Below are 26,494 nucleotides of genomic sequence, written 5' to 3'. Positions count from 1 at the left end.
GCAGGGCCTACCACTAGGTGTAGTGTCGAGACTCGTTGCGGCGGGGGAGCCGCGACGCGAGACACAAGCCTCCGCGGCTGCCCCAGCAAGGGCCACGCGGACGTCAGCACAGGGAGCCACGATGACGATCACGGTCTACAGCAAGCCGGCTTGCGTGCAGTGCAACGCGACGTACCGCGCGCTCGACAAGCTGGACGCCGAGTACACGGTCGTCGACATCAGCGAGGACGCCGACGCGCGCGACTACGTCATGTCGCTCGGCCACCTCCAGGCTCCCGTGGTGATCGTCGACGGCGACCACTGGTCGGGCTACCGCCCGGACCGCATCAAGGCGCTCGCCGAGAAGCTGGCCACCGCGGTCGCCTGACCGCCCTCGCCGGCGAGGTCGCCGGCACCCCGGACGCCCCGGGTCGGCGTCGGCACCGGCCGCGCCGGCCCGGCGGGCCCGGCACCCGCACCGCAGCGGACGGCTCTCTCGTCCAGCAGCACCGCAGCACGACCCCGAGGTGAGGGAGGCGGACCGATGAGCTCCCTGGTCTACTTCTCCTCCGCGTCGGACAACACCCACCGCTTCGTGCAGAAGCTCGGCCTGCCCGCCCAGCGCATCCCGCTGCGGCCCACGGACGCGTTCCTGCACGTCACCGAGCCCTACGTGCTGGTCGTCCCCACCTACGGCGGCGGCAACGAGGGCGGGGCGGTACCCCGGCAGGTCATCAAGTTCCTCAACGACGAGGGCAACCGGGGGCTCATCCGCGGCGTCATCGCCGCGGGGAACACCAACTTCGGCGAGGCGTACTGCATCGCGGGGGACATCATCGCGGCCAAGTGCCACGTCCCCTACCTGTACGCCTTCGAGCTCATGGGAACGAACGAGGACGTCCAGCGCGTCCGCGACGGATTGGAACGGTTTTGGCAGCGACAGTCACTGATCTCCGCGTAGACACGTCGGGGCTGGACTACCACGCCCTCAACGCGATGCTGAACCTCTACGGTCCGAACGGCGAGATCCAGTTCGACAAGGACCGGGAAGCGGCGCGCGCGTACTTCCTGCAGCACGTCAACCAGAACACGGTCTTCTTCCACGACCTGGACGAGAAGCTCGACTACCTCGTCGAGAACAAGTACTACGACGCCGCGGTGCTCGAGCAGTACGACCGCGCGTTCATCAAGACGCTCTTCCAGTACGCGTACTCGAAGAAGTTCCGGTTCCAGACGTTCCTGGGCGCGTTCAAGTACTACACGTCGTACACGCTCAAGACCTTCGACGGGAAGCGCTACCTCGAGCGCTTCGAGGACCGCGTCTGCATGGTCGCGCTGTCGCTCGCGGAGGGCGACGAGAACTTCGCGATCAACCTGGTCGACGAGATCGTGTCGGGCCGGTTCCAGCCCGCGACGCCCACGTTCCTCAACCTCGGCAAGGCGCAGCGCGGCGAGCCCGTCAGCTGCTTCCTGCTGCGCATCGAGGACAACATGGAGTCGATCGCGCGCGGCATCAACTCGGCGCTCCAGCTGAGCAAGCGCGGCGGCGGCGTGGCGCTCCTGCTCAGCAACATCCGCGAGCACGGCGCGCCCATCAAGCACATCGAGAACCAGTCGTCCGGCGTCATCCCCGTGATGAAGCTGCTCGAGGACTCGTTCTCGTACGCCAACCAGCTCGGCGCGCGCCAGGGTGCCGGCGCGGTGTACCTGCACGCGCACCACCCGGACATCTACCGGTTCCTCGACACCAAGCGCGAGAACGCGGACGAGAAGATCCGCATCAAGACGCTGTCTCTCGGGGTCGTGATCCCGGACATCACGTTCGAGCTCGCCAAGAAGAACGAGCCGATGTACCTCTTCTCGCCGTACGACGTCGAGCGCGTCTACGGGGTGCCGTTCGCCGACATCGACGTCACCGAGAAGTACTACGAGATGGTCGACGACGCGCGGATCCGCAAGACGAAGATCAACGCGCGCGAGTTCTTCCAGACCCTCGCGGAGATCCAGTTCGAGTCGGGCTACCCGTACATCATGTTCGAGGACACGGTGAACCGGGCGAACCCGATCAAGGGCAAGATCACGCACTCGAACCTGTGCTCGGAGATCCTCCAGGTCTCGACGCCGTCGACGTTCAACGAGGACCTCTCGTACGACCACGTCGGCCGCGACATCTCGTGCAACCTCGGCTCGATGAACATCGCGCTCGCCATGGACTCGCCGGACTTCGGCAAGTCGGTCGAGACCGCGATCCGCGCGCTCACCGCGGTGTCGGACCAGACGGACATCGAGTCGGTGCCGTCGATCAAGAAGGCGAACGCCGGCGGCCACGCCATCGGCCTCGGGCAGATGAACCTGCACGGCTACCTGGCGCGCGAGCGCATCTTCTACGGCTCGGACGAGGGCCTCGACTTCACGAACATGTACTTCTACACGGTCGCCTTCCACGCGATCCGTGCGTCGAACAAGCTCGCGATCGAGCGCGGCTCGAAGTTCTACGGCTTCGAGGACTCGAAGTACGCGACCGGCGAGTACTTCGACAAGTACATCGACCGCGAGTGGGCGCCGCGCACCGAGCGCATCCGCCAGCTGTTCGCCGACGCCGAGGTGCACATCCCGACGCAGGACGACTGGCGCGAGCTCGCCGCCTCCGTGAAGGAGCACGGCATCTACAACCAGAACCTGCAGGCCGTCCCGCCGACGGGCTCGATCTCGTACATCAACCACTCGACGAGCTCGATCCACCCGATCGCGTCGAAGATCGAGATCCGCAAGGAAGGCAAGATCGGCCGCGTCTACTACCCGGCGCCGTTCATGACGAACGACAACCTGGCGTACTACCAGGACGCGTACGAGATCGGCTACGAGAAGATCATCGACACCTACGCCGAGGCGACGCAGCACGTCGACCAGGGCCTGTCGCTGACGCTCTTCTTCAAGGACACCGTGACGACCCGCGACCTGAACAAGGCGCAGATCTACGCGTGGAAGAAGGGCATCAAGACGATCTACTACATCCGGCTCCGGCAGATGGCGCTGGAGGGGACCGAGGTCGAGGGCTGCGTGTCTTGCATGCTCTAGTGGTGGTCCGCGAGGCGGCGCCGGCGCATCCTCTGCCCGGCGCCGCCTGCGGCGGCGCTTGACGCCCACCACACCGGAGGATGCGCCGACGCCGCCTCGCTCCGTACGGCCCTCGCCCATCGGTGGGAGGGGTCTGGAAGATCAACGAACGAACGACGTGAACGAAGGACCGGGCTGATGATGTCGACGGGGAAGCTGAAGCTGATCGACCGGGTGTCGGCGATCAACTGGAACCGGCTGCAGGACGACAAGGACGCCGAGGTCTGGGACCGGCTGACGGGCAACTTCTGGCTGCCCGAGAAGGTGCCGGTGTCGAACGACATCCAGTCGTGGGCGACGCTCACCGAGCAGGAGAAGACGCTGACGATGCGCGTCTTCACGGGCCTGACGCTGCTCGACACGATCCAGGGCACGGTCGGCGCGGTGTCGCTCATCCCCGACGCGCTCACGCCGCACGAGGAGGCCGTCTACACGAACATCGCGTTCATGGAGTCGGTGCACGCCAAGTCGTACAGCTCGATCTTCTCGACGCTGTGCTCCACCAAGGAGATCGACGAGGCGTTCCGCTGGTCGGAGGAGAACGGCAACCTGCAGCGCAAGGCCGAGATCGTCATGGAGTACTACAAGGGCGACTCGCCGCTGAAGCGGAAGGTCGCGAGCACGCTGCTCGAGTCGTTCCTCTTCTACTCCGGCTTCTACCTGCCCATGTACTGGTCGAGCCGCGCCAAGCTCACGAACACGGCCGACCTGATCCGCCTGATCATCCGCGACGAGGCGGTGCACGGGTACTACATCGGCTACAAGTTCCAGAAGGGCCTTGAGCTCGTCTCGCCCGAGGAGCGCAACGAGCTCAAGGACTACACGTTCGAGCTGCTCTTCGAGCTGTACGACAACGAGGTCGAGTACACGCAGGACCTCTACGACGGCGTCGGCCTCACCGAGGACGTCAAGAAGTTCCTGCGCTACAACGCCAACAAGGCGCTGATGAACCTCGGCTACGAGGCCCTGTTCCCGCGCGACGAGACCGACGTCAACCCGGCGATCCTGTCGGCCCTGTCGCCGAACGCGGACGAGAACCACGACTTCTTCTCGGGCTCGGGCTCGTCGTACGTCATCGGCAAGGCCGTCAACACCGAGGACGCCGACTGGGACTTCTGACGCCCGCTGCTCACCGACTCGACCCCGACGCGATCCATCGCGCCGGGGTCGAGTGCATCACGGCGGAGGACGCTCATGCCCGGCAGCGCTCGGGCGTTGACGGGTGTCGCGGCGTCCGCGACGCTGCCCGCGTGACTCCGACGACGAACCAGTGCCCCACGTGCGGATCGACGACGCTGGCGGCCGGGGTGGTCGTCGGGCGCTCCCCGGGTGTGAAGTTCAAGGGCAGCACGGGTCCGGCCGGCGACCTCGGCGGGATCCTGCTCACGCGGGGCATCTTCAACCACAGCGCGCCGGCGTGGCGGTGCGACTCGTGCGGGACGGTCGTCATCCCGTCGTCGGTCAGCGGGCGGGCGTAGGCGCACGTCGACTGCCTCGACGTGCCGCGGCGCAGAGGGGAGTGGCAGACGATGAGGAGCAACCGAGGCTCCGGCCTCGACGTCCGGGAACGGGTCGCGCGCCGGTTCTTCCGCCTGGTCAACCACCTCGCCGTGCCGATGATCCGGGCGGGGGTCCCGACCGGCGCAGCCAACGTCCTGCTCGTCGTGCGCGGGCGGAAGTCCGGGATCGACCGCACGACGCCGGTCACCGCGTTCGTGGCCGGCGGCCACGTCTACGTCCACGCGACGTACGGCGCGACGGGCTGGGCCCGCAACCTCCGGGCGGCCGGCGAGGCCACGGTGGTCCAACCGGGCGGGCGGCGTCGGGTCGTCCGTGCGACCGAGGTCCCCACCGACGAGGCGGCGGTGATCCTTCGCGACGCCCTCGCCCCGTACCACCGCTCGCGCCTGCTGCGCCGCGTGCTGGGGCCGCACGTGCGTCCGCCCGTCGCGATCCTGCGCCAGGTCCGCGTGCGCGTCGACGACACGCACGAGGACTATGCCGCCGAGGCCCAGCGCCACCCGCTCTTCGAGCTCGTCCCCGCGTGATGCCTTCGCCGTCGCGCGGCGGCGGGAGGGGCGCGAGGGACGCCGGCGCCCACCACGCCCGCGCGAGCCGCGCGCTGTCGGCGACCCGCTCGCATCCTCACGCGCCGGCCAGCAGCGCCCCGCAGAACTCGAGCAGGTCGTGGTTGCCGTCGACGATGTCGCGCTCCGTCATCTCGTACTGCTCGTCGCCGACGACGCCGACGTCCTCGATCGCGAGGCCCGCGCTGCGACCGGACCGGACCATCCGGCGCACCGACACGGCGAAGCCGATGCCGGGCGGCAGCGGCGGGAGGTCGAGGTGCGCGGCGTGGTACGCGTACTGGACGTCGTCGGCCGTCCAGACGTTCGCGCCGCCCGCGCCGGACGCGACGCCGACCGAGACGACCTGCCCGATGCCCTGGTCGACGATGCCGGCCGCGAACAGGTCGCCGCACGAGTACGTGCTGGCGTCGACCACGCAGACCACGGGCCCGTCGTACGCCCGCTCGACCGCGTCCAGGGCGTCGACATCGGTGATCGGCAGGTGCCGCGAGAACGGCTCGCCGAGGTCGAGCGCCGCACGGGTCGAGCCGGCCCAGTCGGCGAGGTCCGCGCCGTTGCCGTCCGCCTCGGTCATCGCCACCATCGCCCGCGTCGCGCGGCAGGCGAACCGGGTGGGGTCGACGCGGTCGTCCGTGAACAGCCGCAGCACGTGCTCCGCGCAGTCGACGACGCCGCCGGGGTTGGCGCGGACGTCGATGACGAGCCCGGTCGCGGGCAGCGCACGCAGGGTGCGCGCGATGTCGTCGACGAAGCGGGCGATGTGCTCGACGTCGAAGGTCCAGAGGCGCAGGTAGCCGAACTCGCCGTGCGACGTGGTGAACGGTCGCGCGGCGAGCGCGTCGGAGAAGTCGGTCGGCAGCCAGCCGCGGTCGCGTGCACGCGCGGCGGCGTCGAGGCGGTCCTGCTCCCACAGCTCGGTCGCGAACAGCAGCTTGCGCGCGCGGCGGGTGGACTCGCCGATGACGTCGATCGCGCGGTGCGTGCGCGTCTCGATCAGCGTGTCGGCGGTCGCCGCGCTGCCGGGCTGGATCGCACGCCACTCGAACCGGGCGGTGCGGTCCGCGTGCGACGGGCGGTCGTCCGGCCGCCGGTAGCCGATCTCGACCCAGAGCTCGTCGGGCGGCGGGAGGTAGGCGAGCGGCCGTTGCGTGAGGGTCTGCAGGGCGCGGGCCCGACGCGCGTCGGGCCGGCCGCCGGTGAGCGTGTCGGCGTACAGGTCGACCGCGCGCGCGAACGGGATGCCGTTCCACGTGGTCAGTCGTGCGCCCGGCGTCAGCCCGCTGCGGGCGACCTCGTCGGTCGTCTTCGTGACCACGAACGTCGGCGAGAGGTAGGGGCCGAAGGACTCCGCGAGGAACGGCACCGCGGCGACGTACGCGCTCGTGCGCTGGTCCGCCGTCCCGACGAACACCTGCGTGTGCTGGTCGCGCAGGCGGTTGACGAGCCGCGTCAGCGCGCGCAGGAACCCCGCCGAGTCGAGGAACGGGATGTCGCGCCGGAGCGCCGCGAGCGCCGCGACGGGGTCGAAGCCGTAGAGGGATCGCTTCTGGTCGTAGTGCACGTAGACGTCGGTGACGAGCGTGGTCCAGAGGTCGACGAGGTCGTGTCGCTGCGTCGTCGTCAGGGCCACGGGAGCCGCCGCCTGGGCCCGCAGCGGCACGACGTCGTCGAGCGGGGCCCCGGTGCGGGCCTGCTTCGCCACCCGGCCGGCGGGACTCACGGCAGAAAGGCCGCGCGCAGCGGCGCGAGCACGCCGCCCTGGATGGGTGAGGCGTCGAGCCGGTCGAAGAAGGCCGCGTCGTGCTCGACGGGCGGCACCGGGGGGATCGTGACGGTGGCCGGGTTCTTCGGCGGCCCGGCCCGGCCCGTGCGGCGCGTGTCGGGCATGTCGAGGAACAGCTCGAGCTCGGCGTCGGGCGCGAACCGCGGGCCTGCCGCCGCGCGCGCCTGGGCCGAGGCGATGGCCCGCTGCGGGTCCCGCTGGACGGCGCGCAGCGTGTCCAGGACCGCCTTCCACGACCACGCGGCCGCCGGGTCCTTCGGGTCCGGCAGCGCGACGCGCCGCGAGCGATGCCCGATGGTGGCCGTGAAGCTCGGTGGGGCGCCCGCCTTCGTCATCAGCGCGGCGTCGCCGTAGCGCGGCACCCCGCCGATCATGACGAGCTCGACGTCGCGTTCCCTCGCCCGGACGACCTGCCCCCAGGGGTCCGCGTCGCCGTGGGCACGGATCACGACGACGTCGGCGAACGCGCCGGGGACGAGCCTGCCGACCGGGCGGTGCCAGCACCGTTCCAGGAGCGTGCCGGGGTTGCTCGTCACCATCTCGACGATCTGCGCGTCGGTGAGCGCGTAGCCGAGGTGGTCCGCCGCGATCCGCGCCACCTTCATCTCTCCGAGCAGGTTCCGGGTGCCGGACGGCCCCCAGTCGCACCCGAGGCAGACCGTGAGGCCGCGGGCGCGCGCGTCGTCGATGAGCGTCGTCTGGTCGTAGAGCACGAGGTTCGACAGCGGCGACCAGACGACGCCACCCGCGGTCGCGGTGTCCCACCTGGCCCACTGCCCGGCGTCCAGCGCGCAGCAGTGGATCGCGATGAGCGTGCTCAGCAGGCCGCCCGCACGGTCGAGGTCGGTGTAGTCCTGGACGACCCGCGACCCGCGCTGCCCCTCGGAGCAGTGGTAGACGAACCCCGCGCCGGCGGCCATCCGCCGCACCGACTCGGTGAGCGCGTCGCCGGTCTTGGTGACGACCGAGGTGTAGATCAGGTCGTCCCGCCCGGTGCCCGCCTCCTCGCTGTCGACGTCGCGGACCACCGTCCGGTAGCCCCGGTTCGACGTCGGCCAACCCTGCATCGAGGTCGCGCCGCCGGCCATGCCCCGCACCTGGACGTACGCGAGCAGCGCCTCGGGGCACGCCTTCGCGTAGACCCAGGCGGGCTCGGTGATCGACGCGGTGTAGGTGTCGGCGTCGGGCCACTGCTTGTTGTGCAGCCACGGCTGCGTGCGGCCCGGCTCCGTCCACAAGGGCAGCGCGTTGTACGCGAGGTGGTTGTGCATGTCGATGAACCCGGGCAGCACGAGGTCGTCGCCGACGTCCACCTGGGTCGCCGCCTCGAAGCCCGCGACCCGCCGGCGGCCGAACGTCACGTCGACGATCCGGTCGTCCTCGATCCAGACGCGGCCGCGCCGCGGCGGCGCGTCCGCGCCGTGCGCCATCGGTGCGACGTGCCCGGCGACCACGAGCTGCGCCATGACGAACCCCCGGCCGACGGCCTCGGCCGACCGGGCCGAGCGCGGGGCGCCGACGCCGCGCCGTCCCCGACCCGGGCGGTGACGCGCGTCGTCTCCGCGGTGTCACAGGGGATGCGCGGCGGATCCCCTGTGACGTTCTCGTCAGGTCGACGCCAGAGACGGGGGACCCGATGATCACGGATCCGTTCGACGCCGGGCCGCGGGGCGCGTTCAAGGCGCTCTGCCGCAGCTACCCCGACGACACGGTGTTCCGGGGGGACGACGGCTTCCGGTCCCTGTGGGGCCCGATCTTCTACCGCGGCCGCGCCGACGGCAGCGCGCGGCTGCTGGTCATCGGCCAGGACCCCGCGCAGACCGAGGCGTTCACGCGGCGGATCCTGTCCGGTCAGGCGGGCCGGCGCGTGCAGGGCTTCGTCGAGAAGCTCGGCCTCACCCGTCGCTACCTGATGGTCAACGCGTTCCTGTACGGGATCTACAACCAGGACATGGCGCTGCCGCACCTCCACGACCCCGAGATCGAGGCCTACCGGAACCAGTGGCTGCGGGCGGCACTGGCGCCCGGCCGGATCGAGGCCGTGGTCACGTTCGGCACCCCGGCGCGTGAGGCGTGGAAGGCGTTCCTCCAGTCGCCTGCAGGAGCGGGCGTGACGGTCTTCCAGCAGGCGGCTCTGCACCCCACGGCCGACAAGCCGAACGGGCCGATCTCGCGCCAGGACCTCCTGGACAACTGGAACGTCGCGCTCCAGCACCTGCACCCGAGGATCGCGCACCCGGACGCCGCCGTGCCGCTGGTGCCCTACGGCGCCGACTTCACCGCGGCGGAGCTGCCGGAGATCCCGAGCCGCGACCTGCCGATGGGGCTGCAGGCGTGGATGCGCAGCACCGACTTCTGGGCGACGCTCGCGTCGCCGCCGGGCACCGAGCGCGCGAACATCTCGATCCAGGTGCCGTAGTCCGGCACGCGACGTCCGGCCCCGGGGCCGCGACGGTCAGGCGCCCCCGCCCGGCTGCGGCGCCACCCACTGCGGCTGCTCCGACGGCATCAGGATCCAGAGGATCGGGTAGACGAGGACCTGGCTGCCCGGCAGCACCATCAGGACGAGGACGAACAGCAGCCGGGTGGTCCAGGGGCTCAGACCGAACCGTCGGCCGAGGCCGGCGCAGACGCCGCCCAGCACACGGCCCTCGATCGGCCGGACGAGTCCCTGGCCGGCCATGGACGCGTGGATCGTGCTCACGAGGAGCTCCTCTCGGATGGCCGCCCGGGGCCCCGCGCCCCGGGCGTGGCTCCAGGTTGGCCCGCCGCGCCGCGCGCCGACCATCGGGGAAGCCCCCGGAAACGACCCTGGCCAACCCCCGGACCGGCTGCGGGTCGACGCGCGCCCGCGCCCGGCTGACGAGACGAGACCTCGGCCGAGCGGTGGTCCGGACGCGACCGACCTAGCATCCCAAGAGTGACCGACCTCATCCCCGCCACGTACGCACCCCTCCTCGAGCAGCCCCTGTACGGCCACCTCGGGACCATCCGGCCCGACGGCGCCGTCCAGGTGAACCCGATGTGGTTCGACTGGATCGACGGCACGCTGCGGTTCACGCACACCACCAAGCGGCAGAAGTTCAAGAACCTCCAGGCGAACCCGGCGATGAGCTACTCGATCGTCGACCCGGAGCAGCCGTTCCACTACCTCGAGCTGCGTGGCCGGCTCGTCGAGGTGATCCCCGACCCCGAGGGCGAGTTCTACGTGCATCTCGGCAAGCGCTACGGGAACGCCGCGCAGACGCCGCCGCCGGACAAGGCCGACCGCGTCATCCTCGTCATGCAGGTCGAGACGACGACCAAGCAGTAGGGCCCGCTGCCGGACGGGTCGGCGCGGCCTAGCCTCGACGCATGGCACGCACCATCGCGACGACGCGCCGCGTCGACCTGTCCGAGCTGCTCGACTTCGTCCGGCCGCGGCACCGCCTGCTGCTCGTGACGACCCGGCGGGACGGCCGGCCGCAGGTGTCGCCCGTCAGCGGCGGCGTCGACGACGCGGGCCGCGTCGTCGTCTCGACGTACCCCGGCCGCGCCAAGACGCGGAACGCCGAGCGCGACCCGCGCGCGTCCGTCGTGGTGCTCTCCGACGAGTGGGACGGCCCCTGGGTCCAGCTCGACGGTGACGCCGAGGTGCTGCACATGCCCGAGGCGGAGGACGCGCTCGTCGACTACTACCGCTGCATCGCGGGCGAGCACCCCGACTGGGACGAGTACCGCGCCGCGATGCGCATCCAGGGCAAGTCGCTGATCCGCGTGACGCCGACGCGCTGGGGGCCGATCGCGACGGGCGGCTTCCCCGCCGACGTCGCCGCGCGGCTCGACGGCTGACGCGGTGCGGGTCGTCGTCGCCACCCCGATGCCCGACGCGCTGCTGGCGCGGCTCCGGGAGGCGCTGCCCGGCGTCGACGTCGCTGCCGACGCGTCGCTGATGCCGCCGCAGCGGTGGCCCGCGGACTTCGCCGGCGACTCGTCGTTCCGTCGGACGCCCGAGCAGCAGGCCGCGTTCGAGGAGCTCGTGGACTCGGCGGACGTGCTCTACGGCATCCCGGACGTCTCGTCGGAGGCGCTCGCGCGCACGGTCCGCGCCAACCCGCGGCTGCGCTGGGTGCAGACGATGGCGGCCGGCGGTGGCGCGCAGGTCCGGGCGGCAGGGCTGACCGACGACGAGCTCCGGCGCGTCACGTTCACGACGTCGGCGGGGGTCCACGCCGGGGCGCTCGCGGAGTTCGCGCTGCTCGGCGTGCTCGCCGGGGCGAAGGACCTCGGCCGGCTGCGCGCCCAGCAGGCCGGCCGCACCTGGCCCGACCAGCGGGAGATGCGGCGGCTGTCGGACCTCACGGTCGGCGTGCTCGGGCTCGGCCACATCGGCCGCGAGGCAGCGCGGTTGCTCACGCTGCTCGGTGCGCACGTGGTGGGCGTGACGCGCGACGGCCGGCCTCGTGGCGAGGTCGCCGACGTCGTCCCGACCACGGAGCTCGCGAACGCCGCGCGACGCCTGGACGCGCTCGTCGTCACGCTGCCCGGCACCGAGGCGACGAACGGCCTGGTCGACGAGGCCGTGCTGACCGCGCTCCGGCCGGGCGCGACGGTCGTCTCCGTCGGGCGCGGGTCCGTGATCGACGAGGCGGCGCTCGTCCGCGCGCTCGAGGCGGGGATCGTGGGCAACGCGGTGCTCGACGTGTTCGCCACCGAGCCGCTCCCGGCCGACAGCCCGCTGTGGGCGATGCCGCAGGTCGTCGTCAGTCCGCACACCGCGGCGATCACCGGCGACCAGGAGCGGCTGATCTCCGAGCTGTTCGTCGACAACGTGCGGCACTTCCTGCGCGGGGAGCCGATGGCGAACGTCGTCGACACGGTCGAGTTCTACTGAGCCCGGTCGCCGGGCCGACGGCGTGCAGGCTCGGCCGTGGGACGCGGCGGCCCCGCTTTGGACACCGGCGCCGCCGCCGGAGAGACTGCCCTGTCGCCGGCGCCTCGCGCGGCGGCGTTCCTTCCGTGGCCGCGCGTCCTCGCGTCGGCCCGTCACGACCTGGGAGGTCGGCGCGTGAGCACGTGGCTCGTCACTGGCGGTGCGGGGTACATCGGGGCCCACGTGGTCCGCGCGTTCGCCGCGGCGGGCATCACGCCGGTGGTCGTCGACGACCTGTCGAGCGGGCACGCGTCGTTCGTGCCCGACGGCGTGCCGTTCGTGCAGGCGAGCATCCTCGACACGACCCGCCTGACGGACGCCCTGCGCGAGCACGGGGTCACGGGCGTCGTGCACCTCGCGGGGTTCAAGTACGCCGGGGTCTCGGTCGCGCGGCCGCTCCACACGTTCGAGCAGAACGTCACGGGCACGGCGAGCGTGCTGGCGGCGATGGCCGAGGCGGGCGTCGCGTCGCTCGTGTTCTCGTCGTCGGCCGCGGTCTACGGCACGCCGCCCGTGGAGGTCGTGACGGAGCAGACGCCGACCGCTCCCGAGTCGCCGTACGGGCAGAGCAAGCTGATCGGCGAGTGGCTGATCGCCGACCAGGCGCGCGCCCTCGCCGGGTCGGGCGCGCCGCTGCGCCACACGAGCCTGCGGTACTTCAACGTCGTGGGCTCCGGGCACCCCGAGGTCGAGGACACGAGCCCGCACAACCTGTTCCCGCTGGTGCTCGAGGCGCTCGCGGACGGGCGCACGCCGCGCATCAACGGCACGGACTACCCCACGCCCGACGGCACGTGCGTGCGCGACTACGTGCACGTCGCCGACCTCGCGCTCGCGCACGTGAGAGCCGCGCAGCGGCTCGCGGCCGGCGACGAGCTCGCGCCGGTCTACAACCTCGGCTCGGGCGAGGGCACCTCGGTCCACCAGATCATGACGGCGATCGCGGCGGCGACCGACGTCGCCTTCGAGGCCGAGGTGGCGCCCCGACGGCCGGGCGACCCGGCGCGGATCGTCGCGCGCGGCGACGCGGCGGCGCGCGACCTCGACTGGGCCATGCGGCACGACGTCGACGACATGGCCCGCAGCGCCTGGGCCGCCCGGCTGCACCGCGAGGCGGCGCGCACCGCCTGAGGCGCCGGCACCCGGCGCACCGCCTGAGCGTCGGGCCGCGGCGGCCTCGCCCTCCGGCCCGCGAGCCGTCCCGCCTACGTCGCGTGCGGCCGCGGTTCCTCGCCGGTCACCCAGCGCGGCACCGGCGGCACCTCGCGCCCCTCGGCGACGGCCGCGAACCGGCCGAGCAGGATGTCCCACTCGGTGAACCGCGCCCGGTCGGCGAGGTTGCCCGCCGTCCAGCCGCCGTGCGCGAACCGCACGGTGCACCCGCCGCCGGCCCGCGGCTCGAACCGCACGTCGAGCGTGCTCGGGTTCTCGGTGTCCTGCGCGAGCGTGAAGGTCTGCGCGTACCGGTGCGGCGGGTCCCAGACCGTGACGGTGCCCCACGGGTACGTCGTGCCGTCAGCGAGCGCCATCGTGACGCGCGCACCCACGGCCCCGCCGGTGTCGAGCCCGACCAGGCCGCCGGGCGAGTACGCCTCGTGCCACCACTCGCCGATCCGCTGCGTGAACGCGTCGAAGGCGACCTCGGGCGGCACGGTCAGCTCGGAGGCGAGCTCGATCGGCGCGGCCGCCTCGGACGGGCGAGGCTCGACGGCCGCAGCCGGCGGCTCGTGGAACACGATCCGGTTGTGGAACGGGTCGATGACGACCATCACGCGCCCCCACTCCTCGGCGGAGACGCCGGGCCGCGCGAAGTCGTACTCGCGCGTGTGCAGCTCGTCGTGCAGCGCGTCGACATCGGCGACGGGGATCAGCGCCGCGCCGCCGGGGCTCGCGTCGCCGTGGTGCTCGCTCAGGTGCAGCACGGCGGCGCCGCGGCTCACCTGCGCGTACAGCGGCGAGTGGTCGTGCTGGCCGCCGTTCTCCCAGTCGAGCCGGAACCCGAGGTAGTCGACGTAGAACTCGACGGCCTTCGCACGGTCGAAGATCCGCAGGATCGGGACGGCGGCCCCGGGGGACACCGCGGACGCACCCGGTGAGGCGCCCGCGCCGGGCTGTCGCGCGGCGAGCGTGTTCCAGTCGCGCGCGCCCCACTGGTGGGCGACGAGCTCGAGCGCCTCGCTGTGCCCGATCGCGAGCCCACGGGCCGCGAGCTCCGCGCGCAGCCGCCGCGCCATCTGCTTGGGCGTGGCCGCACCGGGTGTGACGGGTTCGGGCGTGACGGTCTCGGTCATGACGCTGCCTCTCCGGCGGACCTCCGCTCGCGCGGATCAGGGGCCTGCGTTGCCTGGCGGGTCCGCCCCGACGAGGGCGCATCACGGACAGGTGGGCGGTGCGGTGGGCATTCACCGTCCCGGTCTCCCGGGTGCAGGCGGCCGGCTGCCCTGGCCACCGTCAGGCTAGCCCCGGGAACCCCGCCCGCGGCAGGGAACGCGGCGGTGCGACCTTCGTCCGTCAGTCGTCCCACGACTGCTGCCTAGGCTCGTGCCATGACGAGGCTGCCCGGCGACGACCCGACCGACACCCGCACGGAGTACCAGAAGATGGTCGCGGGCGACTGGTACCGCTACCGGCTCTCGGCCGAGCTCGGCGAGATCACGGCGCGCAACCACGAGGCGTCACGCCGGTTGACCGAGGTCTACCGGGCCGACCCGCAGACGGCGCTCGTCATGTTCCGCGACCTGCTGGGCTTCGTCGGCGAGGGCGTCGACTTCCGGCCGCCGTTCTCGGTCGAGTACGGCCACCACGTGAGCATCGGCCGCGGGACGTTCGTCAACGCAGACTTCCTCGCGCTCGGCGGCGGGCGCATCACCATCGGCGAGGACGTGCTGATCGGCCCGGGCGTCCGCTTCTACACGCCGAACCACCCGCTCGACCCCGACCACCGCCGCGCCGGGTACGAGCGCGTGCTGCCCATCGTCGTCGGCGACAACGTGTGGATCGGCGGAAGCGCGATCCTCCTGCCGGGCGTGACCGTGGGCGCCGACGCGATCGTCGGTGCGGGCGCGGTCGTGACGAGGGACGTGCCGCCCGCCACGGTCGTCGCCGGCAACCCGGCGCGCGTCATCCGGCGGCTGCGCGAGGACGCGGCGAGCTGACGCGACGGTGACCTGCTGGCCGGGATGCCATGCCGGGTCTACCGTCGAACGTGTTGACCGGATCCCTCGCCCGGAGGTCGTCATGACGGAGCTGATGGAGCTGCCCACCGTGTCGGAGTGCTCGGTCGAGGGCTGCTCGTACAACGACCATTCCCACTGTCACGCCGCGGCGATCACCGTGGGCGGCACGAACGGTGACGCGCAGTGCGCCACGTTCATCCCGCTCGGCGTGCGCGGCGGGCTCGACAAGGTGATCTCGCACGTCGGTGCGTGCCAGCGCCAGGACTGCACGCACAACTCGGCGCTCGAGTGCGCCGCACCGTCGGTGCGCGTCGGCGCCGGCCACGACCTCGCCGACTGCCTGACGTACAGCCCGCGCTGATCGCGCCTCGCCTCAGGCGCGGGCCCGTCGCCAGGCCCGCCGCGCGACCAGGTCAGGCCGGCCGCGCGACCTCGAGCAGGTCGCGGATGAGCGCTGCGGCCTGCGGCACGAGCTCGGCCTCGCCCTCCAGCAGCGACGGGTCGCTCGCGCGCACGGCCATGCCCTCGTCGAGCGTCTCCGAGGGGTCGTCGTCCGCGACCGCCAGGAACGCCGCGAGCAGAGCGCGCGCGCCCTGGGAGTAGACGCCGCCCGCGTCGACCGCGACCTCGGCGACGATCAGCGCCGTCAGTGCGGTGTCGAGCCCCGCCGCGCCCGTGCGTGCGTTCGCCCAGTCGACGAGCGCGGGACCGTGGGCCTCCGAGAGCACCACGTTGCCGGGGTGCAGGTCGAGGTGGACGACGACCTCGCCGGGAGCAGCACCCGCGGGCGCGGGCACCGCGTGCAGGCGCCGGTGCAGGTCGGCGAGGATCTGCGCGCCGTCGTGCAGCGAGACCTCCTCGGCACCCAGCGCCTGCAGGAGGGTGGGTCCGTGGAGACGCTCCATCACGACGTCCGGGCCGTCGACGCTGACCACCTCGGGTACCGGGAACCCGTGCGCCGCGACGTGCCGCATCAGCGCGACCTCGCCGGCCGCGTCGCGGCCCGACCGGTAGCGGCGCAGCACGTGCCCGTCGTCGAGCGCGTAGACGTCGGCCGAGTTTCCGGACGCGAGGAGCGGGCCGGGCTCGTCGGCGGGCGACTCGTCGTCGCCACCCGCGGAGTGCCGGCCGTGCGGCTGCGGCACAACGGGAGAGTCCTCGCAGGGCTCGAGCGCGGGCACGGCCGTGTCGCCGGCGGGCGACCCGCCGACGGGCGGCTCGACCTGGCGGTCGGGGCCGTTCGTCGCGCTCGTGCCGGAGGGTCGGGAGGGGTCCGTGGGGGCGAGTCCTGCGGCAGCCATGCTCCACGGTAAGTGGGGAACGCCGGGTTTGTCCCGCCGCGTGAGTGCACCCGTCGCTGACCTGCGGCGGGGCTCGTCATGAACTGTCCTTGACCCGATCCGACTGTCCGCATGGTGGGCGCGGGCGCGCGGCGTCGCGCAGACTGGCGGCCCGGTGAGCCACGCGAGCCGGCCGCACCGGCTCGCGTCAGCCGGTGTGCGCGTTGCGGTCCAGGAGCGCGACGGCGTCCTCGAGGTCGGCCGGCAGCGGCACGAGCCGGACGCGCAGCGGGTGCCGCAGCGCGTCGGCCGCCCGCAGACGGGTCGCGAGGTGCGCGATCCGCACGCGCAGCTCGTGCGCGCGCCCGTCGGAGTCGTCGCCGGGCCGGACCAGCACGGCGAACACGCCCCCGCCGACGGCCGCCATCGGGTGCCCGTGGCCGTAGGTGTCGAGCAGCGCGCGCCCCACGGTCGCGGACCGGACCGACACGCTCCACGGCGGCAGCTCCGCGACAGCGGCGTCCACGACCAGCAGCGCGCCCCGCGGCGACGGTCCGGCGTACTCCTCGGCCAGCCGGACCGCCAGGTAGGGGCGGCTCGGGAGGCCGGACGTGGCGTCGACGGCGGCTCCGGTCACGACGGTCGCGGCCTGGCCGTCGGCCCAGCCCTCGCAGAGCGCCCGGACCACGGCGGTCGGGGGGTCGATGCGACCCGTGGCGCGGTACAGGCACCCCAGGTCGTCGATCGTCTCGCCGATGCCGACGCCGTCCTTGCCGCGGGCCCGTCCGAGCTCGTGCGCGAACGGCTCGGCGTCGTCGTCGGTGAGCAGCGCGAGCGCCAGGGCGTCGACCGCCGGGTGGTACCAGTCGGCGGGCCGTCGCCACACGGACGCGACGCTGGCGTCGTGCCAGCGGTCGCGCAGCTGGTGCGGCAGGGCAGGCCCGTCGGAACCGAGGTCGATGCTCACACCGGGTGAGAGCGCGCCATGCGCGATCTGTGACGCGACGCCGCAGAGTTTCACCCGCTCGCTGAGCAGTTCGTCCACTGCGTCCGGTATGCGACCCTGTTCCCACGGAAATCCCACGATCTCAGGCCTGACGGGAGCGGGAGTGGCGGCCGACGTCACGGTGGACGACGAGGGCGTCGTCAGCGACACGACGCTCATCGCTTCCGTGCGCGCCGGCGACCAGGCCGCGGCCGGGAAGCTGTACGAGCGCCACTCCGGCGCCGCGTGGGTCGTGGCGCGGCAGTACACCGGGTCGCGGGCCGACGCCGACGACGTCGTCTCCGAGTCGTTCGCGGCGGTGCTCGGCGCGCTCGGTCGCGGCAGCGGGCCGGACGTCGCCTTCCGGGCCTACCTGTTCACGGTCGTCCGCCGGGTGGCGGCCGTGCGGCGGACGTCGGCGCAGCGGGTGCGACCCACGGACGACCTCGCGACCCTCGAGGCGGGCACCGCGCTCGCGGGCACGGCGGAGGATCCCGCGCTCGAGGGCTTCGAGCGGGGTGTGGTGGCGCGCGCGTTCCACTCGCTGCCGGAGCGGTGGCAGGCGGTCCTGTGGCACACCGAGGTCGAGGGTCTGTCGCCCGCGCAGGTCGCGCCGCTGCTCGGCATGACGGCGAACGGCGTCGCCGCCCTCGCGTACCGCGCGCGCGAGGGTCTGCGGCAGGCGTACCTCCAGCACCACCTGGGCGACACGCTGCCGGACGGCTGCCGCGCGGTCGCGGGCAAGCTCGGCGCGTACGTGCGTGGCGGGCTCGGCACGCGGGACACCGCGGCCGTCGAGCAGCACCTCGAGACCTGCGGCGACTGCCGCGCGCTCGTGCTGGAGCTGGGCGACGTCAACCACGGCATGCGCGCGGTCGTCGCACCGCTCGTGCTCGGCCTCGCAGGGCTCGGGGCGCTCGCGCACGTGCTGCCGACCGGTGGCGGGCTTGCCGCAGGGATTGCGGCGGCGGCGCACGGCGGCGGGCCGGGAGCGATCGGCGTCGGGGCAGGTGCCGGGGCGGGCGTCGGTGCCGGTGCAGGCGCGGGTGCGGGTGCGGCCGGTGCTGGTGCCGGTGCGGCCGGGACCGGGGCCGCCGCGGGTGGCAGCGCCGCCGCGGCAGCAGGTGCGGAGGTGGCCGCCGGTGCCGGCGTCGGTGCCGTGGGTGCGGGCGGCGCGGGCGCGGCCGTCGGGCTCGGAGGCGCCGCCGCCGGTGCCGGGGTCGCGGGCGCGGGGGTGGCCGCCGGTGCGACCGTCGCCGCCGGCGCGACCGTGGCCGCTGCGGGAGGTCTGGCGGGTCTGCTCGCGGCCGTGCCGGCGGCCGCGGCGGTGACGGTCGGCGGTGTGCTCGTCGCGGCGGCGGCCGTGGGCGGGACGATCCTCCTGACGCAGGGCGGCGACGCCGGCGCCGGTCCGATGGTCACCGCGACGAGCCCGGCGGCGTCGGCACCCGTTCCCGGCGCGACCGTCCTTCCCCCGGTCGGAGCGCCCGCTCCGGCGCCCTCGGTCCCCGCGCCGGCACCCACCGACATCCCGGTCGTGGCGCCGACGACGGTCGTCGTGGTTCCCGGCGGCGGCTCCGGCGGTGACGGCTCGGGCGGCTCGGGCGGAGGCGGCGGGGCCGGCGGCGGTTCGGGCGACGGCTCCGGCGACGGTTCCGGTGGCGGGTCGGGCGGCGGCGACGGCTCGGGTGACGGGTCGACGCCGACGCCGGAGCCCACCGACCCGGGCGACGGCGGCACGCAGCCCGATCCGCCCGCCGTGGTGGTCGACGCGCCCCCCGACGGGCTGACGCTCGATGCGGGCAGCTCCGACCAGACGATCCACGTCGACGTCCAGAACACGGGCGACGAGACCGCGCGCAACCTCACGGCCGACGTCACGCTGCCCGCGGGCGTCACGGTGAGCGGCATGTCGGTCGGTGACGCGACCCTGCTCGCCTCCGGCCGGTTCGCCGCACTGGTCACCGACGGGTGGGTCTGCGTCGACGGCGACCTGCCCGCCTCCGCGCAGTGCACGCTCGACGAGCTGCCGGGCGGCGCGAGCGCTCCGCTCGTGCTGCGTGTCGGCGTCGACGAGTCGTACGACGGCTCGGGCGGCGCGGTCGAGGTGCACGTGAGCGGCACCGGGCTCGACTACCGCTCCGCGCCGATCCCGGTGCGGATCCACCCCGCGCCCGCACGGCTGGCGCTGCGGACCACGCCGGACGCGCCGTCGTTCGTCTCCGACGTCCCTGCTCCGCTCACGCTCGACCTCGTCAACGCGGGCGGCAGCGCCGGCAGCGTGTCGGCGGCCGTGAGCCTCCCGAGCGGGCTCGCGTGGACGGGTGACGGTCCCGACCCCGCGTGGCAGTGCACCGGGACTTCGGGGACCGGAGGTGACGTCGTCACCTGCACGCGGGACGCGGCCGCCCGCGCCTCCGTCCCGCTCGTCCTCGAGCTGGTGGCCGACGCGCCCGGTGCGGTGGACGGGCGGTCCGTCTCGGTGTCGCTCTCGCCGGGGCCCCCGACGCGGACGTCGGTCGCGTTCGACGTCGCGCAGGCCGCTCTGACGATCGACGGGCTCGCGGCCGAGCTGCACGGCGACTCCGGCACGGTGTCGTTCACGGTGACGGCCGGTGACGGTCCGGACGCCGCGCCCGCCGCCGGCGCGGTGGCCGTCGTGCACCTGCCGCGCTCGCTCGAGGCCGCCGACGGGCTCGACCCGACGGACTGCACCGAGGTCGACTCGCGCACGTTCCGCTGCGCGCTCGGTGACCTGGCTCCTGGGGCGTCGGCGTCCGCGCTGGTCCACGTGAACGCCCGGGGTGCGTCGGTCGGTTCCGTCGAGGTCGACGCGACCGCTGCGGGTGCGGCCGCGTCGGCGCGCACGTCGATCCGCACGGCGTCCGAGGGCCTGCAGGGTCGTGTCCGGTTCGACGGCGGGTGGGCGTCGACCGAGGTCGGCGCCCCGCTGCTGTCGTGCAGCACGGCGAGCTCCACCTGCCGGTACGGGCTGGGCGGTGCGGCCGTCGACAACAACGACGTCGCGATGCAGCCGATCGACGTCGCGGGAGGTAGCGCGCGGCCGAAGGTGTCGGTGCCCGTCTCGTCGAGCACGCGGCTGACGGTGCCCGACGGGCGCGCGATCGCGTTCGCGGGCCTGTACTGGTCGGCGAACCGCGCCGCGGGTGACGCCTGGAGCGGCCCGCTCGACTCCGCGCAGCTGCGCGGGCCCGCGGGTGCGTGGACGTCGGTCACGGCCGACGACGCCGACGGGACGACCGTGGTGGGCAACGACGGCCGCACGTACTACCAGTCGTTCGCCGACGTCACGCAGCAGGTCGCGAGCGAGCTCGCCGCGTCGGGCACGGGCGCCACGACCACGTGGTCCGTCGCCGACACGGCGGTGAGCGCGACCCGCAAGGACCACGACCCCAACTACTACGCGGGCTGGGCGCTGGTCGTCGTGTACGCCGACCCCTCGAGCGACGCGTCCGTGACGGTGTACGACGGTGGCACGTGGGTGGGCGTCGCGCAGGCGCCGCCCGTGTTCCGGTTCGTCACCGACGCCGGCTCCGACGTCCGCGTGGGCGTCGTGGCGTGGGACGGCGACCGTGGCCTGACGGGCGACCGGCTGACGCTCGCGGACGCCTCCCACCCCGCGGGTACGGCGCTCGTGCCGCAGCGCTGGAGCGGCCAGGCCGTCGTCGGAGGCGGGTCGGCGAGCGACGCGTTCGACTCGACGGCGACCGGGTGGACCCACCCGAACTCGCTCGGAGTCGACGCGAAGGGCTTCGGTCCGGTGCCCCTCGCCCAGGACGTCGGCTCGCTGACGGCCACGACGACGGGCGACCACTTCCTGATCGGAGCCGTCACGCTGCGGACCACGATCCCCGACGGCGTCGAGCCCGCAGCCGATGCGCAGACCTCGGCGCCGGGCGTCGTCCCGCTCGCGGCGAAGGTGGGGGCGAGCGCCGGCGTGGTCGCCGCGCGTTCGTCGACGCCGACCCGGGAGCCGTCGGGCTCTGGTGCCGCGACGGATCGGCCGACGGCGCACCCGTCCCCGTCGAGCCCCCCGCAGCCGACACACCCGCAGTCGCGTGGTCCGCAGTCGCACGGCCCGCAGTCGCACGGCCCGCAGTCGCACGGCCCGAGGACGCCGCCGCCGTCCTCGCCGCCCGCCGAGCCGCCGACGACCGCGTCCCCCACGCCGCCGGCGTCGCCGATCGCGCCGCGCCACGCCGTCCACCCCGGCGACCGTCTCGGCGCCTGGCTCGGCGGGCTCCCGGGATCTCCAGGGCCGCACCTGCGGCCCTGACGGGGCCGGCTCGGCCGCCGGCGGGTCCGCGGGCGTCGCGTCCGCGCTCCTCCCGCCGGCTGGGCGTACTCACGCGCGGGCGCGGGCCGCTGGCACCCCGACGAGACGCCGCCGGCCCGGGCCGTCCCCGGACACCGGACCGGCGGCGCATGCCCTCAGCCAGGGTCCCCCGATCCGGCGAGGGCGTCGGGGTGCCGGCCGTCGAGCAGCCGCAGCAGGGTGCGGGCGGGCTGCGGCGCGAGGGCCAGCGCGGTGTAGGTCTCGGCGGTGGGGAGCAGCTCGACCGCGAGCTCGCGCAGCAGCTCGGCGGCCTCGGTGAGCTGTCGCGCGTCGGGTGCCTGCGCGGAAGCGCCTGACGCCGTGGGTGTCGCGGTCTCGTCCGGGATGCTCACGTAGAGCACGAGGCCCGGACGGGTGCGGGAAGCGCGCAGGTGCGTGGGTGTCGTCATGAGAGCTCCAGTGCGGGCCCGCACGATGCGGGCGGGGGTCGTCGGGCCTGGTCAGGGCCGACGACACGCACGGAGCGGAGCGATCACCCGTGGATCGTCACACGGGCCTCCGGCGGAGACCAGGGTGGCCGCCGGACGTCTCACGACGTGGGCGTCAGACGATGCCGTACAGCCGGTCGCCCGCATCCCCGAGGCCGGGCACGATGTACGCCTTCTCGTTGAGGCGCTCGTCCACCGCGGCGACGACCACCGACACGTCGACGCGGTCCCCGACGAACCTCTCGACGGTCGCGAGCCCCTCGGGCGCCGCGAGCAGGCACACCGCCGTGACGTCGCGCGCGCCCCGCTGCAGCAGGTAGTCGATCGCCGCGACGAGCGTGCCGCCGGTCGCGAGCATCGGGTCGAGCAGGTAGCACTGCCGGCCCGAGAGGTCCTCGGGCAGGCGGTTCGCGTACGTGACGGCCTCGAGCGTCGTCTCGTCGCGCTGCATGCCCAGGAACCCGACCTCGGCGGTCGGCAGGAGGCGCGTCATGCCGTCGAGCATCCCGAGGCCGGCGCGCAGGATCGGCACGACGATGGGCCGCGGGTCCGCGAGCTTCACGCCCCGGGTCTGCGCCACGGGCGTCTGGACGTCGACCTCGCGGGTACGGACGTCGCGCGTCGCCTCGTACGCCAGCAGCGTCACCAGCTCGTCGACGAGGAGCCGGAAGGTCGGCGACGCCGTGGTCGCATCGCGGAGGACGGTGAGCTTGTGGGCGACCAGCGGGTGGTCCGCGACGTGCAGGCGCATGCGCTCAACGTACCGGGCCGTCCCACGAGGTGGACGGCCCAGGGTCCTGCGGCGTCGGTCGGCCGTGCGGCAGGATGGCGGCCATGTCCGGGCAGCCGCGGCGCGTGGTGCAGCCGGTCGACGCGTGGGCGATGGGGCTCGCGCTCGACGAGGCGAGGCACGCCGTCAGCACGGGCGACGTGCCGGTCGGCGCGGTGGTCGTCGATCCGCGCGGGGAGGTCGTCGGGCGCGGCCGCAACGCGCGCGAGGCCGACGACGACCCGGCCGGGCATGCCGAGATCCGGGCGCTGCAGTCCGCGGCGGCGACCCTGGGCCGCTGGCGGCTCGACGACTGCACGCTGGTCGTGACGCTCGAGCCGTGCGTCATGTGCGCGGGCGCGATCGTGCTGGCGCGCGTGCCGCGCCTGGTGTTCGGCGCCTGGGACCCGAAGGCCGGCGCGTGCGGGTCGCAGTGGGACGTCGTGCGTGACCGGCGCGTGAACCACCGCGTCGAGGTGGTGGCCGGCGTGCGCGAGCACGAGTGCGGGTGGCTGCTGGAGCGCTTCTTCGAGGCCCGCCGCCACGAGGACTCGCGGCCGGTCTGACGCCCGGCCCGGCCCTGGCATCCCTCGTGTCCGTGAGTCTCGTCAGTTTCCGTGAGTCGCGAGTCACGGAAACTGACGATCCTCACGCGGTCGGGCGGAAGTCACGGACTCGCGTTGGGGTCACGCGCACGTTCGGCGGCCTTCGGGTCAGACGTCGGGCAGGTCGTCCGCCAGGGCTGACAGCGTCTCCGACGTGCCGGCGTCCACGTGCAGCGTCGCCAGGCGGTCGCCACGCGTCCCGCCGCGGTTGACGATGACGATCGGCTTGTCCGCGGCGGCCGCGTGGCGCACGAACCGCAGGCCCGACTGCACCTGGAGGGACGAGCCCGCGACGAGCAGCGCGTCACCCTCGTCGACCAGCGCGTACGCCGCGTCGACGCGCGGCCGCGGCACGGTCTCGCCGAAGTAGACGATGTCCGGCTTGAGCATGCCGCCGCAGACCTGGCAGTCGGCGACCACGAAGTGCTGCGTGCGCTCGATCACCGCGTCGGCGTCGGGCGCGATCTCGACGTCCTCGACCTCGTCGGCGAAGCCGGGGTTGAGCGCGTCCAGGCGGCTCGCCAGGTGGGTGCGCGCCTCGACGGTCCCGCACGTCAGGCAGACGACGCGGTCGTAGCGCCCGTGCAGGTCGATGACGTTCCGCGAGCCCGCGGCCTCGTGCAGCAGGTCGACGTTCTGCGTGATCAGCCCCGTCACGATCCCGCGCTCCTCGAGCCGCGCGAGCGCCCGGTGCCCCGCATTGGGCTGCGCCCGCCCGACGTGCCGCCACCCGACGTGGTTGCGCGCCCAGTAGTGCCGGCGGAACGCCTCGTCGCCCGTGAACTGCTGGAACGTCATCGGGTTGCGCGGCGGCGAGTCGGGGCCGCGGTAGTCGGGGATGCCGGAGTCCGTCGAGACGCCGGCACCGGTCAGCACGGCCAGCCGGCGGCCCGCGAGCACGGCGACCGCGTCGGGGAGAGTGGGGGCGGTGAGCGGGATCGTCACCCGTCCACGGTAAGCGCCGCGCGCCGCAGGGCGCCGGACCGCGGATTCGGCGCATCGGCCCCGACCAGGTAGCCTCTACCCCCGAGGTAGCGTGTCCGAGCGGCCTAAGGAGCACGCCTCGAAAGCGTGTGTGGGTGAAAGTCCACCGTGGGTTCAAATCCCACCGCTACCGCCAGTCGAAGGGCCCCACCTGCACGTCAGTGCGGAGTGGGGCCCTTCGCCGTTCCCGGTCGCGGCCGACCTCCCGCGCCCCGAATGCTCGGCCCGGTCAGGTGCTCGCCAGGTTCCTCCCGGCACGGTTCGGCCCATGAATCAGCTCCACGCGGCTCGGGAGCCGCGCGTCCTGCTCAACAAGGTCCCCCAGATCACGGTCTTCTTCTGGCTGATCAAGGTGCTCGCCACGACGGTCGGGGAGACGTTCGCCGACTTCCTCACCGGCACGGTCGGTCTCACGCTCGTGACCGCGGCGCTCGCGGTGGGCGCACTGCTCGTCGTCGTCCTGGTGCTTCAGTTCCGCGCGACGCGGTACGTGGCCCCGGTGTACTGGGTCGCGGTCGTGCTGATCAGCGTCGTGGGGACGCTCATCACGGACCACCTGGTCGACGACCTCGGCGTGCCGCTCTGGCTCACGACGGCGGTGTTCGCCGTCGCGCTCGCCGTGACGTTCGCCGTCTGGTTCCGGTTCGAGCGCACGCTCTCCATCCACACCATCACGACGACCCGCCGCGAGGCGTTCTACTGGCTCGCGATCCTGTTCACGTTCGCGCTGGGCACCGCGGCGGGCGACCTCGTCGCCGAGGCGCTCGGGCTCGGCTACGCGCTGTCGGTCGTGCTGTTCGCCGCCGCCATCGGGCTCGTGTGGCTCGCGCACGCGCGGTTCGGTCTCGGCGCCGTGACGGCGTTCTGGGCCGCGTACATCCTGACGCGGCCGCTCGGCGCGTCGATCGGCGACCTGCTCTCGTCGCCGCGCGACGAGGGCGGCCTCGGCCTCGGCACGACCGTGACGAGCCTGGTGTTCCTCGCAGCGATCGCGGCGACGGTCGCCTACCTCACGGTCACGCGCCGCGACGTCGAGGTGGCCGTGCTCGAGGGCGAGGCGCCGGACGAGGTCGCCGCAGGCGTGTGACCAGGGCGGACGCGCCGCCGGCTGCGGCGCGTCCGCTCGCACGCCCGTAGGCTGGCGCGGTGCCGGCGAAGCCAGGTCCCGAGCTGCTCGTGGCGCTCGTCGTGCTCGTGCTGGTCGCCGTGGCAGCCGCGACATGGGCGCGGCTGCGCACGCAGCGGCAGGTCGTCGTGGCCGCGCTGCGCGCGGTCGTGCAGCTCGCGGCGGTCTCGCTCGTCATCGCGGCCGTCCTGCGGTCGATCTGGTGGTCGCTCGCGTTCACGGTGGTGATGTTCTCGATCGCGGTGGCGACGACGTCGCGCCGCGTCGGCGCGCAGCGTGCGTGGCCGTGGGTCGTCGTCGCGATGGCGAGCGGTGTCCTGCCCGTGCTGGTCGTGGTGTTCGCGTCGTCGGCCGTGCCGTTCAACGGTCCCTCGCTCGTGCCGTTCGCGGGGATCGTCATCGGCGGGACGATGACGGCGCACTCGCTCGCCGGCCGGCGGGTGTTCGGTGCGCTGCGCGACCAGCACGAGATCTACGAGGCCGCGCTCGCCCTCGGCCTGTATCCGCGGGACGCCGTCGACGTCGTCGCGCTCCGGCTCGTGCCCGAGGCGCTCATCCCCGCGACGGACCAGACGCGGACGGTCGGGCTCGTCACGCTGCCCGGGGCGTTCGTCGGCGTGCTGCTCGGGGGCGGGACGCCCCTGCAGGCGGGTGCCGCGCAGGTGCTCGTGCTCGTCGGTCTGCTCGCCGCGCAGACGATCACCGTGGGGCTCGCCTACCAGCTGATGCGGAGCGGGCGCCTGCTCCCTGCGGACCTCATGTACGCGGTGCGGCCGTCGCGCCGGCGGCGGATGCGTGAGCCGAGGATGTAGTCGCGCGTCCGTCAGGCCTCGATCGGGTCCGTCGCCTGTCGACGTCCCGTGCGCCGTCACGGTCGCCGTGCCGTGAGCCCGGCCCACGCCC

General features: G+C 73.6%; 26 protein-coding genes and 1 tRNA gene. 18 read left to right on the top strand and 9 right to left on the bottom strand.

Going from position 1 to position 26,494, the window contains the following annotated elements; genetic code table 11:
• The first annotated feature begins 121 nt into the window (after positions 1-121).
• The 6 genes from nrdH (at position 122) to QRT04_RS07480 (ending at position 5,144) form a co-directional block, all read left to right on the top strand.
• Positions 122-367, top strand: a complete 246-nt coding sequence (nrdH, locus tag QRT04_RS07505; RefSeq protein ID WP_289454594.1) for a glutaredoxin-like protein NrdH — start codon at positions 122-124, stop codon at positions 365-367.
• Between the two features lie 156 nt (positions 368-523).
• Positions 524-940 (top strand): class Ib ribonucleoside-diphosphate reductase assembly flavoprotein NrdI, encoded by a 417-nt coding sequence (nrdI, locus tag QRT04_RS07500; RefSeq protein ID WP_289454593.1) that lies wholly within the window; start codon positions 524-526, stop codon positions 938-940.
• Positions 910-3,057 carry a class 1b ribonucleoside-diphosphate reductase subunit alpha gene (gene nrdE, locus QRT04_RS07495; protein WP_289454592.1) on the top strand — a complete coding sequence of 716 codons (2,148 nt, stop codon included), beginning with the start codon at positions 910-912 and terminating at the stop codon, positions 3,055-3,057. Before nrdI ends, nrdE begins: the two co-directional genes overlap by 31 nt.
• 177 nt (positions 3,058-3,234) lie before the next feature.
• On the top strand, positions 3,235-4,215 hold the full coding sequence (gene nrdF, locus QRT04_RS07490; protein WP_289454591.1) for a class 1b ribonucleoside-diphosphate reductase subunit beta: 981 nt from the start codon (positions 3,235-3,237) through the stop codon (positions 4,213-4,215).
• Between the two features lie 131 nt (positions 4,216-4,346).
• On the top strand, positions 4,347-4,574 hold the full coding sequence (locus QRT04_RS07485; RefSeq protein WP_289454590.1) for a hypothetical protein: 228 nt from the start codon (positions 4,347-4,349) through the stop codon (positions 4,572-4,574).
• 51 nt (positions 4,575-4,625) lie between these two features.
• The gene (locus QRT04_RS07480; RefSeq protein WP_289454589.1) at positions 4,626-5,144 is read left to right on the top strand and encodes a nitroreductase family deazaflavin-dependent oxidoreductase; all 519 of its coding nucleotides are present in this window, start codon (positions 4,626-4,628) and stop codon (positions 5,142-5,144) included.
• A 97-nt stretch (positions 5,145-5,241) separates the two neighbouring features.
• Here the strand turns inward: QRT04_RS07480 and QRT04_RS07475 are convergent, their stop codons facing one another.
• Together QRT04_RS07475 and QRT04_RS07470 are read right to left on the bottom strand one after the other, a co-directional pair.
• Positions 5,242-6,906, bottom strand: a complete 1,665-nt coding sequence (locus QRT04_RS07475; protein WP_289454588.1) for a S41 family peptidase — start codon at positions 6,904-6,906, stop codon at positions 5,242-5,244.
• Positions 6,903-8,435: an amidohydrolase family protein gene (locus QRT04_RS07470; protein WP_289454587.1), complete on the bottom strand. Its 1,533-nt coding sequence runs from the start codon at positions 8,433-8,435 to the stop codon at positions 6,903-6,905. The genes QRT04_RS07475 and QRT04_RS07470 overlap by 4 nt, the downstream gene beginning before the upstream one ends.
• Before the next feature lie 170 nt (positions 8,436-8,605).
• Between QRT04_RS07470 and QRT04_RS07465 the strand changes: the two genes are divergently transcribed.
• On the top strand, positions 8,606-9,388 hold the full coding sequence (locus QRT04_RS07465) for a uracil-DNA glycosylase family protein (RefSeq protein WP_289454586.1): 783 nt from the start codon (positions 8,606-8,608) through the stop codon (positions 9,386-9,388).
• Positions 9,389-9,424: 36 nt separating this feature from the next.
• Here QRT04_RS07465 and QRT04_RS07460 read toward each other — a convergent pair whose 3' ends face one another.
• Positions 9,425-9,673, bottom strand: coding sequence for a PspC domain-containing protein (locus tag QRT04_RS07460; protein ID WP_289454585.1), 249 nt, complete (start codon positions 9,671-9,673; stop codon positions 9,425-9,427).
• 216 nt (positions 9,674-9,889) lie between these two features.
• Between QRT04_RS07460 and QRT04_RS07455 the strand changes: the two genes are divergently transcribed.
• The 4 genes from QRT04_RS07455 to galE all read left to right on the top strand — a co-directional run bounded on the left by QRT04_RS07455 (position 9,890) and on the right by galE (position 13,012).
• Positions 9,890-10,282 (top strand): PPOX class F420-dependent oxidoreductase, encoded by a 393-nt coding sequence (locus QRT04_RS07455; protein ID WP_289454584.1) that lies wholly within the window; start codon positions 9,890-9,892, stop codon positions 10,280-10,282.
• Positions 10,283-10,323: 41 nt separating this feature from the next.
• Complete coding sequence (locus QRT04_RS07450) at positions 10,324-10,800, top strand: PPOX class F420-dependent oxidoreductase (protein ID WP_289454583.1); 477 nt, start codon at positions 10,324-10,326, stop codon at positions 10,798-10,800.
• Positions 10,801-10,804: 4 nt separating this feature from the next.
• Complete coding sequence (locus tag QRT04_RS07445; RefSeq protein WP_289454582.1) at positions 10,805-11,842, top strand: D-2-hydroxyacid dehydrogenase; 1,038 nt, start codon at positions 10,805-10,807, stop codon at positions 11,840-11,842.
• Between the two features lie 174 nt (positions 11,843-12,016).
• Positions 12,017-13,012, top strand: coding sequence for a UDP-glucose 4-epimerase GalE (gene galE, locus QRT04_RS07440; protein WP_289454581.1), 996 nt, complete (start codon positions 12,017-12,019; stop codon positions 13,010-13,012).
• Positions 13,013-13,086: 74 nt separating this feature from the next.
• Here galE and QRT04_RS07435 read toward each other — a convergent pair whose 3' ends face one another.
• Positions 13,087-14,172, bottom strand: a complete 1,086-nt coding sequence (locus QRT04_RS07435) for a glyoxalase superfamily protein (RefSeq protein WP_289454580.1) — start codon at positions 14,170-14,172, stop codon at positions 13,087-13,089.
• A 255-nt stretch (positions 14,173-14,427) separates the two neighbouring features.
• Here QRT04_RS07435 and QRT04_RS07430 point away from each other — a divergent pair, with 255 nt between their 5' ends.
• Both QRT04_RS07430 and QRT04_RS07425 read left to right on the top strand, forming a co-directional pair.
• Entirely contained in the window at positions 14,428-15,036 is a 609-nt protein-coding gene (locus QRT04_RS07430) for a sugar O-acetyltransferase (protein WP_289454579.1), read from the top strand.
• An 82-nt stretch (positions 15,037-15,118) separates the two neighbouring features.
• Complete coding sequence (locus QRT04_RS07425) at positions 15,119-15,418, top strand: DUF1540 domain-containing protein (RefSeq protein ID WP_289454578.1); 300 nt, start codon at positions 15,119-15,121, stop codon at positions 15,416-15,418.
• Positions 15,419-15,470: 52 nt separating this feature from the next.
• Here the strand turns inward: QRT04_RS07425 and QRT04_RS07420 are convergent, their stop codons facing one another.
• Both QRT04_RS07420 and QRT04_RS07415 read right to left on the bottom strand, forming a co-directional pair.
• Positions 15,471-16,358 (bottom strand): phosphotransferase, encoded by an 888-nt coding sequence (locus QRT04_RS07420; protein WP_289454577.1) that lies wholly within the window; start codon positions 16,356-16,358, stop codon positions 15,471-15,473.
• Positions 16,359-16,545: 187 nt separating this feature from the next.
• Positions 16,546-17,304, bottom strand: a complete 759-nt coding sequence (locus tag QRT04_RS07415; RefSeq protein WP_289454576.1) for a hypothetical protein — start codon at positions 17,302-17,304, stop codon at positions 16,546-16,548.
• Positions 17,305-17,446: 142 nt separating this feature from the next.
• Here QRT04_RS07415 and QRT04_RS07410 point away from each other — a divergent pair, with 142 nt between their 5' ends.
• Positions 17,447-21,619 carry a sigma-70 family RNA polymerase sigma factor gene (locus QRT04_RS07410; protein ID WP_289454575.1) on the top strand — a complete coding sequence of 1,391 codons (4,173 nt, stop codon included), beginning with the start codon at positions 17,447-17,449 and terminating at the stop codon, positions 21,617-21,619.
• Positions 21,620-21,774: 155 nt separating this feature from the next.
• Here the strand turns inward: QRT04_RS07410 and QRT04_RS07405 are convergent, their stop codons facing one another.
• Together QRT04_RS07405 and upp are read right to left on the bottom strand one after the other, a co-directional pair.
• Positions 21,775-22,068: a hypothetical protein gene (locus tag QRT04_RS07405; protein WP_289454574.1), complete on the bottom strand. Its 294-nt coding sequence runs from the start codon at positions 22,066-22,068 to the stop codon at positions 21,775-21,777.
• A gap of 154 nt (positions 22,069-22,222) precedes the next feature.
• Positions 22,223-22,858 (bottom strand): uracil phosphoribosyltransferase, encoded by a 636-nt coding sequence (gene upp / locus QRT04_RS07400; protein WP_289454573.1) that lies wholly within the window; start codon positions 22,856-22,858, stop codon positions 22,223-22,225.
• Between the two features lie 74 nt (positions 22,859-22,932).
• Between upp and QRT04_RS07395 the strand changes: the two genes are divergently transcribed.
• Positions 22,933-23,442, top strand: a complete 510-nt coding sequence (locus QRT04_RS07395) for a nucleoside deaminase (protein ID WP_289454572.1) — start codon at positions 22,933-22,935, stop codon at positions 23,440-23,442.
• A gap of 147 nt (positions 23,443-23,589) precedes the next feature.
• On the opposite strand, the gene QRT04_RS07390 is transcribed toward QRT04_RS07395, so the two are convergent.
• Complete coding sequence (locus tag QRT04_RS07390) at positions 23,590-24,426, bottom strand: NAD-dependent protein deacetylase (RefSeq protein WP_289454571.1); 837 nt, start codon at positions 24,424-24,426, stop codon at positions 23,590-23,592.
• An 85-nt stretch (positions 24,427-24,511) separates the two neighbouring features.
• Here QRT04_RS07390 and QRT04_RS07385 point away from each other — a divergent pair.
• From QRT04_RS07385 to QRT04_RS07375, 3 genes are all read left to right on the top strand, one after another.
• Positions 24,512-24,601 (top strand) — tRNA-Ser (locus QRT04_RS07385).
• A 132-nt stretch (positions 24,602-24,733) separates the two neighbouring features.
• Positions 24,734-25,552, top strand: coding sequence for a COG4705 family protein (locus tag QRT04_RS07380; RefSeq protein WP_289454570.1), 819 nt, complete (start codon positions 24,734-24,736; stop codon positions 25,550-25,552).
• Positions 25,553-25,611: 59 nt separating this feature from the next.
• Positions 25,612-26,403, top strand: coding sequence for an ABC transporter permease (locus QRT04_RS07375; RefSeq protein WP_289454569.1), 792 nt, complete (start codon positions 25,612-25,614; stop codon positions 26,401-26,403).
• The last annotated feature ends 91 nt before the right edge of the window (positions 26,404-26,494 follow it).

The sequence above is a fragment of the Cellulomonas alba genome (genome assembly GCF_030362835.1).
GTDB lineage: Bacteria > Actinomycetota > Actinomycetes > Actinomycetales > Cellulomonadaceae > Cellulomonas > Cellulomonas alba.
This window is presented reverse-complemented; position numbering and strand designations above follow the sequence as displayed.